The sequence below is a fragment of the Vibrio sp. 10N.247.311.47 genome, from assembly GCF_041467535.1.
GTDB lineage: Bacteria > Pseudomonadota > Gammaproteobacteria > Enterobacterales > Vibrionaceae > Vibrio > Vibrio crassostreae_C.
Genome location: NZ_JBFSUR010000023.1, coordinates 34,819 through 46,556, shown reverse-complemented (window position 1 = coordinate 46,556; position 11,738 = coordinate 34,819). Strand labels below are relative to the sequence as shown.

Annotated in this window: 12 protein-coding genes; 6 read left to right on the top strand and 6 right to left on the bottom strand. The window is 43.2% G+C overall.

Annotated elements, in window-relative coordinates; translation table 11 throughout:
* The first annotated feature begins 253 nt into the window (after positions 1-253).
* Positions 254-520: a DUF2960 family protein gene (locus AB6E51_RS15585; protein WP_004733780.1), complete on the top strand. Its 267-nt coding sequence runs from the start codon at positions 254-256 to the stop codon at positions 518-520.
* 188 nt (positions 521-708) lie between these two features.
* Here the strand turns inward: AB6E51_RS15585 and nagK are convergent, their stop codons facing one another.
* Both nagK and AB6E51_RS15575 read right to left on the bottom strand, forming a co-directional pair.
* On the bottom strand, positions 709-1,617 hold the full coding sequence (gene nagK / locus AB6E51_RS15580; protein WP_108214618.1) for an N-acetylglucosamine kinase: 909 nt from the start codon (positions 1,615-1,617) through the stop codon (positions 709-711).
* Positions 1,618-1,780: 163 nt separating this feature from the next.
* Complete coding sequence (locus tag AB6E51_RS15575) at positions 1,781-2,527, bottom strand: tRNA-uridine aminocarboxypropyltransferase (RefSeq protein ID WP_017080483.1); 747 nt, start codon at positions 2,525-2,527, stop codon at positions 1,781-1,783.
* Between the two features lie 68 nt (positions 2,528-2,595).
* On the opposite strand from AB6E51_RS15575, the gene AB6E51_RS15570 reads away from it, so the two are divergent.
* Complete coding sequence (locus AB6E51_RS15570; RefSeq protein ID WP_017070845.1) at positions 2,596-3,405, top strand: sterol desaturase family protein; 810 nt, start codon at positions 2,596-2,598, stop codon at positions 3,403-3,405.
* 115 nt (positions 3,406-3,520) lie between these two features.
* On the opposite strand, the gene AB6E51_RS15565 is transcribed toward AB6E51_RS15570, so the two are convergent.
* Positions 3,521-5,566: a methyl-accepting chemotaxis protein gene (locus AB6E51_RS15565; RefSeq protein WP_372058646.1), complete on the bottom strand. Its 2,046-nt coding sequence runs from the start codon at positions 5,564-5,566 to the stop codon at positions 3,521-3,523.
* 104 nt (positions 5,567-5,670) lie between these two features.
* On the opposite strand from AB6E51_RS15565, the gene AB6E51_RS15560 reads away from it, so the two are divergent.
* Positions 5,671-6,156, top strand: a complete 486-nt coding sequence (locus AB6E51_RS15560) for a C40 family peptidase (protein ID WP_065584422.1) — start codon at positions 5,671-5,673, stop codon at positions 6,154-6,156.
* 107 nt (positions 6,157-6,263) lie between these two features.
* Here AB6E51_RS15560 and AB6E51_RS15555 read toward each other — a convergent pair whose 3' ends face one another.
* Positions 6,264-6,608 (bottom strand): DUF3802 family protein, encoded by a 345-nt coding sequence (locus AB6E51_RS15555; protein WP_010440912.1) that lies wholly within the window; start codon positions 6,606-6,608, stop codon positions 6,264-6,266.
* A 585-nt stretch (positions 6,609-7,193) separates the two neighbouring features.
* Here AB6E51_RS15555 and AB6E51_RS15550 point away from each other — a divergent pair.
* Positions 7,194-8,060 carry a fructosamine kinase family protein gene (locus AB6E51_RS15550; RefSeq protein ID WP_048611040.1) on the top strand — a complete coding sequence of 289 codons (867 nt, stop codon included), beginning with the start codon at positions 7,194-7,196 and terminating at the stop codon, positions 8,058-8,060.
* A 111-nt stretch (positions 8,061-8,171) separates the two neighbouring features.
* Positions 8,172-8,375, top strand: a complete 204-nt coding sequence (locus tag AB6E51_RS15545; protein ID WP_004733789.1) for a CPXCG motif-containing cysteine-rich protein — start codon at positions 8,172-8,174, stop codon at positions 8,373-8,375.
* A gap of 185 nt (positions 8,376-8,560) precedes the next feature.
* Here the strand turns inward: AB6E51_RS15545 and AB6E51_RS15540 are convergent, their stop codons facing one another.
* A complete protein-coding gene (locus tag AB6E51_RS15540) occupies positions 8,561-9,169 on the bottom strand; it encodes a riboflavin synthase subunit alpha (RefSeq protein WP_372058645.1) in 609 nt (202 codons plus the stop codon).
* 161 nt (positions 9,170-9,330) lie between these two features.
* Between AB6E51_RS15540 and AB6E51_RS15535 the strand changes: the two genes are divergently transcribed.
* A complete protein-coding gene (locus AB6E51_RS15535; protein ID WP_017059598.1) occupies positions 9,331-10,701 on the top strand; it encodes an MATE family efflux transporter in 1,371 nt (456 codons plus the stop codon).
* Between the two features lie 101 nt (positions 10,702-10,802).
* Here AB6E51_RS15535 and AB6E51_RS15530 read toward each other — a convergent pair whose 3' ends face one another.
* Positions 10,803-11,645, bottom strand: a complete 843-nt coding sequence (locus AB6E51_RS15530; protein ID WP_065584423.1) for a DNA ligase — start codon at positions 11,643-11,645, stop codon at positions 10,803-10,805.
* Positions 11,646-11,738: the final 93 nt, after the last annotated feature.

Genomic DNA, 11,738 nt, shown 5'->3' with positions numbered 1-11,738 from the left:
AGCTGCTTTTTAATTGACTTAGAAGCTCATTGCTAAGACATAGACGAAGCCCCTTCTATCGAGCTTTCGATGTTAAGGGGCTTTTTGTTCTTTTCGTTTCGTGAAAGACAACCTGTTCGTTGCCTAAAAGACAAATAGCTTAAATTACGCTAAACGTTAGAACGATAATCTTAAGATTTCTTATCATAACCTTGAGCCACGTACTGTTTTTATGTAGAGTGCGCGCAAAGTAATAATTCTATTGGAGAGCATCATGGCTCGTACCATTCTGTACACTTACAAAGACGAAGACAAAGAGTTACTGTTTTCGAAACAAGAACACCGCACGATCCAAGAAGCTGTAGCTGCAGCCGAAGGTATCGACATCACTGAGTACCTAAAAACTGAGCAACAGCTTGAGTTTATTTCTGATACTAAAGCGGTTCGTAACTACCAAGACAACTATTTCCGCAAGCTTGGCTTTACTAAGCTTACGTTGAAGCAAAAAGACAACCTTGGTGTTGGTAAAAAGAAGAAGTAAGCCCTCTGGCTTCTTTTTCTCGTTCTGTAGTTTCTAGCTTTTCGTTTGCACTTGAGAGCTAAGAAGTTAAGAGCTAAAGAAACGGAAACACCGAACAATAAAAAATGCCGCAACCTCTTTTGAGATTGCGGCATTTTTATTTATGCTTTTAACTATCTAACCTTAATTAGCTTAACGGTAAGTAATGATTACTTAATGTTAAGGAATGCTGCGCCACGAACGCCACCTGAATCACCGTGCTTCGCTTTGATGATCTTTGGACATTTCGCTACAGACAATAGGTATTTAGGAACACGCTTTGGCATCTCTTCGTAGATAAGTTCGAAGTTTGAAAGTCCACCACCTAGTGCTACAACATGCGGGTCAAGTGCAGTAAATAGGTTTGCGAAACAGATAGCCAATAGTTCCATGAAACGGTCAACGTGCTCAGCTGCTTTTGCTTCGCCTTCGTTGTACGCTTGGATGATTTCAATCGCTTTCTTTTTCTCACCGAAGTAGTGCTCATAAATCAGTTCAAAGCCGCGACCAGATAGGTAGCTGTCTAAACAACCTTTCTTGCCACAACCACAGCCTAGTAACGGTGCGTTGTCGCCAAGGTGGAACCATGCATCAATAGGAAGACGAATATGGCCGAGCTCGCCAGCAACGTGGTTACGTCCTGAAAATACTTTGCCATCAAAAACCAAACCACCACCAAAACCAGTACCTAGAATTAGGCCAGCTACTGATGGTTCATCTTTCAATTCATCATCCCACGCTTCAGACAGCGCAAAACAGTTCGCATCGTTCTCGATTTTAACACTACGACCAATCAGCGCTTCTAAGTCTTTGCGTAATGGCTTACCTGTTGAAGCCGGTACGTTAACAACAAGCATAGTGCCGTCGTCCGCATCTTCCATGCCTGGAAGACCAAGGCCAATTTTGCCTTCGCAAGAGAATTCGCTATCGTATTTTTTTACCAAACCGGCAATCGTATCAAGTAGCAGTTGATAATCTTCAGTAGGCGTTGGTACGCGTTCGGTTGCTACTCGCTCAAGTTTTTCATTGAACGCACCAAACTCAATTTTTGTGCCGCCAACATCAAAGCCGTAATACATGAAATCTCTCCAATTTTTCCCTAAATTCGGGCAAATAAAATTTTTAAATTAAACAACTAGGAAGCATTATCCATAACACTCCCCCTACAAACCGTGATAGATAACAAACTTATCTCGTGTTCGAATCTGTTTGAACAACAAGTCAGCACAAAGCGGTTAAAGGTTAGAGTGACGTCTCACTTTTAGTATGCTCTATGAAAGCATTCAGGCTTGGTTTGGTTGGATCCGATTTATAACGTGTCTTACTCAACATGTAGCTTTCACGAAATGCTTCAAACCATAGCTGTAAAGTCTTAGCGCCCTGTTCTTCACCGGCTTGTTTCAAAACTAAGCTCGCTACTTCGGCCGTTGATAGATGTTGTTCGTTGTCTGACTTACGCATCATGTATTGAGAAACCGATTCCGGCTCAATCGACAACACCGGTAAATCTTGCAGATACTCTGAGCGACGGAAGATACGTCGTGCTTCGCGCCAACTGCCATCAATGAAAATCAGCAATAGTGTTTTGTTTGGGTCACGCATTTGTGGCAGATCTTGAACTACGCGCGTTTTGTCGTCGGTATAGTCTTCAGGGAATACGATCACAGGTTGGTATTTGTCATCTTTGAGGACATCCAACATCTCTTGATTTGGCTCAGTACGATGCCAAAGGTAGGCGTAACTGTCTTTAACCGTATCAACAATCAAACGACCAGTGTTACTTGGCTTTAAGATTTCGTTGTCTGACAAGATCAACATAGTCGCGACGTTCGTATCAACGTTAGGTTGATGTTCACAGATACAGCTGTCTTGTTTGATTTTACAGAATTCACATCGCACGACTTTACACCCGCGCGCATTAAACGGTTTGGTAGCAATGGACAAACGATGTTGATATAAACGGTGAAAAGCGTGGATTCTCATGGACAATAACGATAACTCTAGAAAAGTGGCACGATTGTACTTACAGTGTCCTTAGAATGATAGAAGGAATTCCCATGCAAGACCCATCACTGCTTCGCCTTGTTTGTTTTATTGTCGTTTTTGGATTGTGTGCGCTTTGGGAATACCGTTTTCCACGTAAAGCACTGACTCAAAGCAAATGGTTTCGCTGGGGAAACAACTTTGCGTTAGTCGCTTTGAACAGCTTTCTATTGGCCACTATAATTCCTATCGCAGCATTTCAAGCGGCGGTTATCGCACAAGAAAACCAATGGGGTCTGTTCAATACCCTGTCACTTCCGAAAGAATTGACCATTCTGATCTGTGTATTGCTCTTGGATTGTGCCATTTACCTACAGCACTTGGTGTTTCACCGTGTTCCTTGGTTGTGGAAGCTACATCGAGTTCACCATGCGGATCTAGATATCGATGTCACAACCGGAACGCGCTTTCACCCTATTGAGATGATTCTTTCTATGCTCATCAAGGTGAGTTTGGTGATCGCACTTGGTGTGCCTGTCATTGCTGTCGTGATCTTTGAAATTGTTCTTAATGCGAGCGCGATGTTTAACCATAGCAATGCACGTCTTCCGCTATGGTTCGATAAACGATTGAGAAAAGTGATTGTGACACCAGACATGCACCGCGTTCATCACTCGGTCATTGTTAAGGAAACGCACTCAAACTTTGGCTTCTTTTTATCAGTGTGGGACATCTGGTTTAAGACTTACCGCGCCCAACCCAAGCTTGGTCATGACAAGGTGCATATTGGTGTTCCCGAGATTCAAGATGGTAAAGAGCAACGGCTAGATTTAATGTTACGCCAACCATTCGCTTCCTTCCCTCATTCGAAAGACAAGACCTAACGCCTCAAGAAAATAATAAAAAATGGCGCAAACTCATAAGAGATTGCACCATTTTTATATGCGTAGCTTCTCACCTTTCAGCGGCAATTCCCACTTCCGGACGACGTTGACACACTTACTTCAATACGTACTTATGAAGCATGGCTTGTTGGTGCCCTGCTATCTCTCCGACTTGCTCTGAACTCTCGATCATAGATTCAAGTTGCAGCTTAGTATTCTCGCCCTGCTCAGATACTCGAGTGATTGAATGGGTAACATCGACAGTTGCACGAGCTTGTTCTTCGGTAGCCACCATGATTTGCTCAACACGCCCTTTGATCTGGCTAACCGCAAATTCGATTTTCTCGAAGGCTTGTCTTACATCGCCACTGGTTTCCAGTGCATTGGCCATCTCACTTCTCGATTCCGTTACAGAAGCACGTGAGCGATCGGCTGCCGCTACTAGCTCGTTCATCATGCTACGAATATTGGTGGTTTGCTGGGATGTGCCGCTCGCCAATTTACGCACTTCGTCTGCAACTACCGCAAAACCTCGACCTTGTTCACCTGCTCGCGCTGCTTCTATCGCAGCGTTCAGTGCCAATAAGTTGGTGTTTTCAGCGATTCCGCTGATCATATCGACCATTTCACGAATCTGTTTCACTCGACCATCCAAGTCAGCCATCGACTCTTCACTCATGCTAAGAGATTGCTCAAGCGCTTGTAATCGTTGTTGGTTAAGGCCAACCACTTGGCTGCCATTCACTGACTCATCTTCTGCTATTTGAGCATCGTCGTTCGATGCGTTAGAAATACGAGCAATCTCACCAATCGATGCTTCCAGCTCAGTAATGGTGGTGATCATATTCTGAAGTGATTCGTTCTGTTCGTTCAAGCTCGAATTGGTTTGCTCTGCAGCGTCATGGCTTACTTCAGCCGTTTGATAAAGCGTCTCACAGTTACGCGTTACTAAACGAACCGAGTCCGCGGTGGAATCAACGACCGTATTGAGTTTTGAAGTGATAACTTGAAGCTCTAGCGGCCCAAGCAATTCACTCTGTTTAGAGAAGTCATGATCTGCAAGTGAACTCAACTGTTGAGTAATGTTTTTTAGCCCTTTATTCATCCAACGGCGTAACACGAACCATGAAATCACAATGATTACGGCAATAACCAGCCCGCTGATAAACAACACTCGAACAATATTGGTGATGGTTTGATTTACAATCAGTTCACTTTCATCAATCAGGTGGGAAGCGGTAGAAGACAGCTGATTCAATGTGCTAATGACGGTGTTCGCTAAGTTAATGACTTGCGTTAAGTTCTGCTCTTGCTGCTGAACCAGTTCGAGTTTCAAGAGGATTTGTTTGATTACGCCTTCTTCGGTAAAGCCTTCTTTGACCATCTCGTAAGGCGCCGTTAAGCTCGCGAACTCAGCGATGTCTGGGTGCCAATCAGAAAAATCGCTGTAAGCCAAGTTAAGGCCTGCGATTCGGTTTCTCAATTGACGGTATTCGTCTTGTGCTTTATCAATGTCAGATTGCATCATCAGCATCAAGAAGGTGTTCGCCATAGCAGACGCGCTGGATGTAAATCGGTTCGCTGCATCGCTCGCTTCTGGGTTGTCTTCAACCAAGAATGAGCTGATTCTATTCATTTCTGGTCCGATAGACCCAACGCCATAACGGAACTCGCCCATTTTACTGTCGATCAGATTTTGCTTACTTTGAATTTCGATCTGCGCCAGCAGTACCGTGTTGGTCATGGTTTGCAGTTGCGCCATGTCATCGACAAGGTTTTGTTGTTGCTCTACAGAGATTGCATCAGGAAAAGATTGGGAGATAAAAAGGAGTTCCTCTAGCGTGGTATTGCTCTCTGTCGCGAGTTGGTCAATTGAGCCCCTTGTGGCATTCAGTGTATCTAAGTCGGTTGATTGGGTGCTGTAAGTGAGAAGTTTTACTTGTTCTAATACGCTTTGCGTTAATTCGGCATTATGTAGAGCAAGGGGTAATGCTTGTTCCGAGAGTGCATCAAAATGTCCCCCGACCCGTTCAACGCCCCGAATGCTAACCATTGATAAAAAACTAACAAGTAAAAGAATGGAAATAAATACAGCAGTGACGGTTTGAATGAGCGAGAATGTATAACGTGAGGGTTTTATTGATAAATTTGTGTCGGGCATGTGAAATCCAGTTTGACTACGAAAAGAGATATCCTTAAGTTAGGTCGTATACTAGAAGTCCTTGATGACGTTTTTATTTCAGTTTTTTGTCAGAAGAGTTACATATGAAAATCAGAAAAATGGCTGTAGTTACAATAACTTTAGCAACATTGGCTGCTTGTAGCTCGTCACCATCGCCTTCTCAGCTCAGTCAAACCGCACAGAGACCCTTATCAAAATCAGAACAATTGACTACAAACGCTTATATGAGCGTGTATGAACAGTGGAAAGGTGTGCCATACCATTTCGGTGGGACATCATTTCGAGGTATAGATTGCTCTGCTTTTGTTCAAATCGCCGTGCAAAATGCGACTCAACAAGCTCTACCAAGAACCACAAAAGACCAGAGTAAAAAGGGAAAAGAAATTGCGTATGGGCAGGCAACAAGCGGTGACTTGGTGTTTTTCAAGACTTCGATGACGGTGCGACATGTAGGCGTTTACTTAGGAAACAACCAATTTCTACATGCCTCGACATCGAAAGGTGTCATTATTTCTAGGTTAGATAACCCTTACTGGGCATCCAAGTTTTGGCACTTTAGGCGTTTATAGCGGTTCGAAAGATAAACCGCTGAGCGAGGTAACTCTAGAAAGATACGACTTAAACGCCCGTTGTTATTATGCTGATTAATTACGACGATAAATGAGCAAACAAACCGTTAATCGTATTTAGCAACAGCAGTATCAAACAGGTTCTTCACTAACGCGATGTACTCATCGAGGAATACAATTTGTTCGTTAGTCGCTTTCTTAGCCCACACACCCGCTAATACTTCACCAAGATCCGCTACTACGGCATCTGCTTCTTTCAAAAGTTGAAAACGAACGCTCGAATGCAACTCTGGGTTTTGCTCGAAAATAGCCATGATGTTTGTTGAAATCATGTCGGTAACAATGTCTTCGACACTTTCGTTTCCAGTATCACCATTACTATTGGTAAACACATCAAGGTTGAATGATAGGTGCTCGATTAAAGCCAAATAGCCATCGGTTTCTACAACCACAATAATTCTCCGTTTTAAGCTCTAGAGCAGATTAATACGTACTTGCCTAATACTATGTAAATGAAGCTATTTGTCATCACTTTATTGCCCAAAACCACATTTAAATGATCCTAGTTAGTATTTCAGCTTAAAATTAAATCGATATAGCTTTATGTGGTATACCTGCCTACTTACGACATAAGTAAATTCACGCTAAAGAAGTGTAAGACAAACTTTGAAGCAAAGTATTGCGCCAGTTAACAATAGCCCTTTCAATTAACTTTAAAAGCTCATTTAATTTAGTCGCTAGACAATAACAAGCTCAAATCACTTTTCCAGTTTGTTGCGTTCAAAACCGTTTCGATTGTGAGACCAGTTCCAAACTATTTCATCACGTCAGGTTCTCAATTTATGTTTGTATTTCAAAGAGCTTGAATCAGTTCGAGTTCACAATTCGGCCAATTGATTCTGCGTAAGATGAAGAAGAGCTAAGAACATTGACGAGTGCGTCTATAAATTGTTCAGATTTATCCTAGACTATTGCTATTAAACAAACAGTATTTCTAACCTTCAATCTTTTTAACTTTCAGTCTTTGAGGATTTCCTATGTGGCAGGCCATTTCTCAACAACTTTCAGATACTCTTCTATTTAACTTTCAGATTACTGAACGTACCAAGGTTTCTGGTGGCGACATTAACGATTGCTATATGATAAGCGATGGTAATGAACGTTACTTTGTGAAAGTGAATCAGCGAGAATTTTTACCTAAGTTTGAAATTGAAGCTGAGAACTTACGCTTGTTAAGAGAAACTTCCACCGTTTACGTTCCTGAGTTGGTGCTTATTGGCAAAACCAAAGAGTGCTCTTTCATTATTCTCAACTACTTACCAACCAAACCGCTTGAGACGGGCAACAATAGCTTCGATTTCGGCGTTCAGCTTGCGCAGCTTCATCAATGGGGCGAGCAAAAAGAGTTTGGTTGCGACCAAGACAACTATATCGGCAGCACACTTCAACCCAACCCTTGGCATAAGAAATGGGGTCGCTTTTTCTCCGAGCAACGCATTGGTTTCCAACTGCAACTGCTCAAAGAGAAAGGCATCGAGTTTGGTGATATTGATGACATCGTTGATGTGGTGAATATGCGCCTTGCTGGCCACAACCCTCGCCCTTCTTTGCTTCATGGGGATCTTTGGAATGGTAATGTAGCAAATTCAGCCTTTGGGCCAATCTGTTACGACCCGGCTTGTTATTGGGGCGATCATGAATGTGATTTGGCATTAACGGAATTGTTTGAAGGGTTTCCAAAAGAGTTTTATGACGGTTACCAGAGCGTCAATCCACTCGACGTTGGCTATACTGATCGGAAAGACATTTACAACTTGTACCATCTTCTTAACCACTGCAATCAATTTGGCGGCGAATATTTAGCACAAACTGAAGCATGTATTCAGAAGATACAGGCTGTTTAATACCAATCACAGCGAGCTAAGTCGTTCTATAAAGCTACTGCGGTCTATACAAGCTGCAGCGATCTATAAAGCGACTACGATTGGAACAAGTTACAGTGAGGAGAATTCGCGATGCATAAATACACAGAGAAACATGTCTCCTGCCCCCACTGTGGGCATGCCATCAGCATAACGCTTGATGCTTCTAATGGGAGCCAAGATTTTTATGACGATTGCCCAGCATGTTGCAATGCCATTCACCTCGACATGCAGGTAGATGAAGTAAGAGACAGGATTAATCTCTCGATTGATGCAGACGACGAACAAGTCTTCTAACACCTACTCTCTTGTCGAGTTGGATCTACACCCCGATTTAAAGCTACCCTCGATTTTGAGGCTAGCCTAGAAAAACGCAGATACATACAAATAGAAAAAGAGCACTCAATGTGCTCTTTTTTAATGTCTTCGAGGTTTACTTAGTCAGCGCTTTTTAAGCAAGTGCTGTTGATAAACCGCAACTACTATTTTTGGTTTGCTAGTACGCGTTCAACAGTATCAACAATCGCTTGTGTTTGAGGATCAAACTCAATGTTTACTTGGTCGCCTACTTCACGGGCGCCAAACAGAGTGCGATTCAGCGTTTCTGGGATCAGGTGAACAGAGAAACGGTTCTCTTCCACTTCACCAATCGTCAATGAACAACCATCAACGCCGATGTAGCCCTTGCTCAACACATACTTCATTGATTCTTGAGGCAGCTCAAACCAAAGCGTGCGGTTGTTTTCTGTCTTAATCACATCAACGAGATTAGCCATCAAAGTAATGTGGCCAGACATGCTATGCCCGCCAATTTCGTCACCAAACTTTGCTGCACGCTCAACATTCACTTTGTCACCAACATTCAGCTTGCCTAAGTTCGTCAATCGCAATGTTGCTTGCATTAAATCAAAAGCAATCTGGTTGCCAGAAATTTCCGTTACCGTTAAGCAACAACCGTTATGAGCTACTGAAGCACCAATTGCTAACCCCTCAACCATTTCGTCACTTAACTCAATGGTATGAGTTTGAAACAACTCTTTTTTGTTTATAGCAACCAGTGTTGCCATGCCTTGAACGATACCTGTAAACATAAGATTCCTATTTAGCATTCTAGTAACAGTTTTTCATAGCAGTTATTGTGACATTTCTTTATGATTCGTCCAGTGGAAGCTTAAGATCATTGTCTCTGATTCCTTCAGAATGTCCTTTCCTACACTATTATTCTAATTTTCCCTCTTATTTGGAGTTGTTTGTGCATCGTTACAAAGAAGAATCCTCGAATCTAATCAAACTTGCGACCCCAGTATTGATCGCATCCGTTGCACAAACTGGAATGGGTTTTGTTGATACCGTAATGGCTGGTGGCGTAAGTGCTATCGATATGGCGGCGGTTTCTATTGCAGCAAGTATCTGGCTACCATCAATCCTATTTGGTGTTGGTCTATTGATGGCGTTGGTTCCTGTCGTTGCACAACTGAATGGTTCTGGTCGACAAGTAAAAATTCCATTTGAGATTCAACAAGGAGCGTTTTTAGCGCTCGTCATTTCCCTTCCAATCATTGGCGTACTGTTCCAGACACAATTGATATTGGAGTGGATGGACATTGAACAACTCATGGCGGAAAAGACCATCGGCTATATGAATGCGGTGATGTTTGCTGTACCTGCATTTTTGTTGTTCCAAACATTGCGAAGCTTTACCGATGGTATGTCTTTAACCAAGCCTGCGATGGTGATTGGTTTTATTGGCTTGCTATTAAACATCCCGCTGAACTGGATGTTCGTATACGGAAAACTTGGTGCTCCTGCTCTGGGTGGTGTTGGCTGTGGCGTTGCAACGGCTATCGTATATTGGGTGATGTTTGCTCTGCTGTTCGCTTACGTTTTAACATCAAAGCGTTTGGCGAAAATTAACATCTTCGGTACGTTCCATAAGCCGCAACTTAAAGCTCAAATTCGTCTGTTTAGACTTGGTTTCCCAGTGGCGGCCGCTATCTTCTTCGAGGTAACTCTGTTTGCGGTGGTTTCTCTGTTAGTTGCACCATTAGGTTCATTGATTGTTGCCGCGCACCAAGTCGCGATCAACTTCTCTTCGCTGGTTTTCATGATTCCGATGAGTATCGGGGCAGCCGTGAGTATTCGTGTTGGGCATAAGTTGGGCGAAAACAACACCGAAGGCGCTAAGATAGCGACACACGTGGGTATCATTGTTGGTTTAGTGACAGCCTTAATGACAGCGGCGTTAACTGTCCTGTTCAGAGAACAGGTTGCATTACTTTACACAGAGAACACCGCGGTAATTACCGTTGCAATGCAGTTGCTGTTGTTCGCGGCGGTTTATCAATGTACTGACGCCATCCAAGTTATCGCTGCGGGTGCTCTGCGTGGCTACAAAGACATGCGTTCAATCTTCAACATCACCTTTGTGGCTTACTGGTTGCTTGGTCTTCCTATCGGTTACATCTTGGGTATGAAAGATTGGATTGTTGACCCTATGGGTGCGCACGGCTTCTGGATTGGTTTCATCGTCGGTCTAACGTCAGCCGCGATTATGCTGGGTATGCGTCTACACTGGATGCACAAGCAGGACGATGACGTTCAGTTAGAATTTAGTTCTCGCTAGATTCGTACTCGCTAAGTCGGTCTATCTGATTTCGAATAAAAAAAAGAGCTCTGATTTTCAGGGCTCTTTTTCGTTTAATGGTCAGGTAGATCGTATCTGCCTTAATATTCACTCTTCTCTCGAACAAAGCGCGCAAACTTGGGTTTTCCGTTTTGAGTAAAACCATTGTAACGAAAGGTAATACGGCTGCCGATCTCTGGCGGTGCGAGTCTCATTTGGTCACTGAACCCGCTGCCTATATAAAATTCCACACCCTCTTCTGTGTGAACCAAGATTGAACCCATCATCCCTTTATACTTCCCTGTCCCACCCTTGTAGCCAATAACTGTGGCTTCGGCATCATGATGCCTTTTCAGTTTTAACAAATCATTACTTCGGCCTGCTTGATAACGACTGGTGATTTTTCTAAGCATCAAACCTTCGCCATTACGCTCATCGACATTATCAAGTTGATGAAACAAAGCCTCTTCACTGTGAATTGGTACATGTTCTATGTAGCTGACATGAGATTCTCCAATCACGCTTACCCAATGCAAAATGTTGTAATAGCGCTTTTGATAATCTCCTGCGGCGCCTGGCATATCAAACAGCATGAAATCGATTTGGCGCCATGCTGTGTCACTCGGAGTATGGTCGAGAACGGTAGATTGAACAAGGTGGAACTTGCCCCTTCCTGCCCACAACTCTCCTTCGAGATGGACCTTAGGCAAGTTTTCAGTAAACCACTTGGGTGAGTAAATGCGATTACCATTGCGTGTATAAAGATGTTGTCCGTCCCAAAGAGCCCGAATTCCATCAAGCTTTTCACTCTTCCAGTATTCAGAAACATCAATGCCTTGTTGGTATGTATTGGCCAGTACCAAATGGTCGGGAGGTAAATAGGATGAATGAGAAGAGAGCGAACACGCCCATAGAGTTGCTATCGCCAATTTAGTTAATCTCATCATCTGCTCCGTATTGATATCTGTAGTGGTCAACAAACGCCTTTAATCCTAAGCGTTCTGACACGTAGGTAGACAACCTTTGCTAGAAGATGC

Bases quoted from the DNA above. Each gene is read 5' to 3' on its own strand.
- AB6E51_RS15540 (WP_372058645.1), bottom strand. From the start codon at position 9,169: ATGTTTACAGGTATCGTTCAAGGCATGGCAACACTGGTTGCTATAAAC.
- AB6E51_RS15565 (WP_372058646.1), bottom strand. From the start codon at position 5,566: ATGCCCGACACAAATTTATCAATAAAACCCTCACGTTATACATTCTCG.
- AB6E51_RS15585 (WP_004733780.1), top strand. From the start codon at position 254: ATGGCTCGTACCATTCTGTACACTTACAAAGACGAAGACAAAGAGTTA.
- AB6E51_RS15550 (WP_048611040.1), top strand. From the start codon at position 7,194: ATGTGGCAGGCCATTTCTCAACAACTTTCAGATACTCTTCTATTTAAC.
- AB6E51_RS15530 (WP_065584423.1), bottom strand. From the start codon at position 11,645: ATGAGATTAACTAAATTGGCGATAGCAACTCTATGGGCGTGTTCGCTC.
- AB6E51_RS15560 (WP_065584422.1), top strand. From the start codon at position 5,671: ATGAAAATCAGAAAAATGGCTGTAGTTACAATAACTTTAGCAACATTG.
- AB6E51_RS15570 (WP_017070845.1), top strand. From the start codon at position 2,596: ATGCAAGACCCATCACTGCTTCGCCTTGTTTGTTTTATTGTCGTTTTT.
- AB6E51_RS15545 (WP_004733789.1), top strand. From the start codon at position 8,172: ATGCATAAATACACAGAGAAACATGTCTCCTGCCCCCACTGTGGGCAT.
- nagK (WP_108214618.1), bottom strand. From the start codon at position 1,617: ATGTATTACGGCTTTGATGTTGGCGGCACAAAAATTGAGTTTGGTGCG.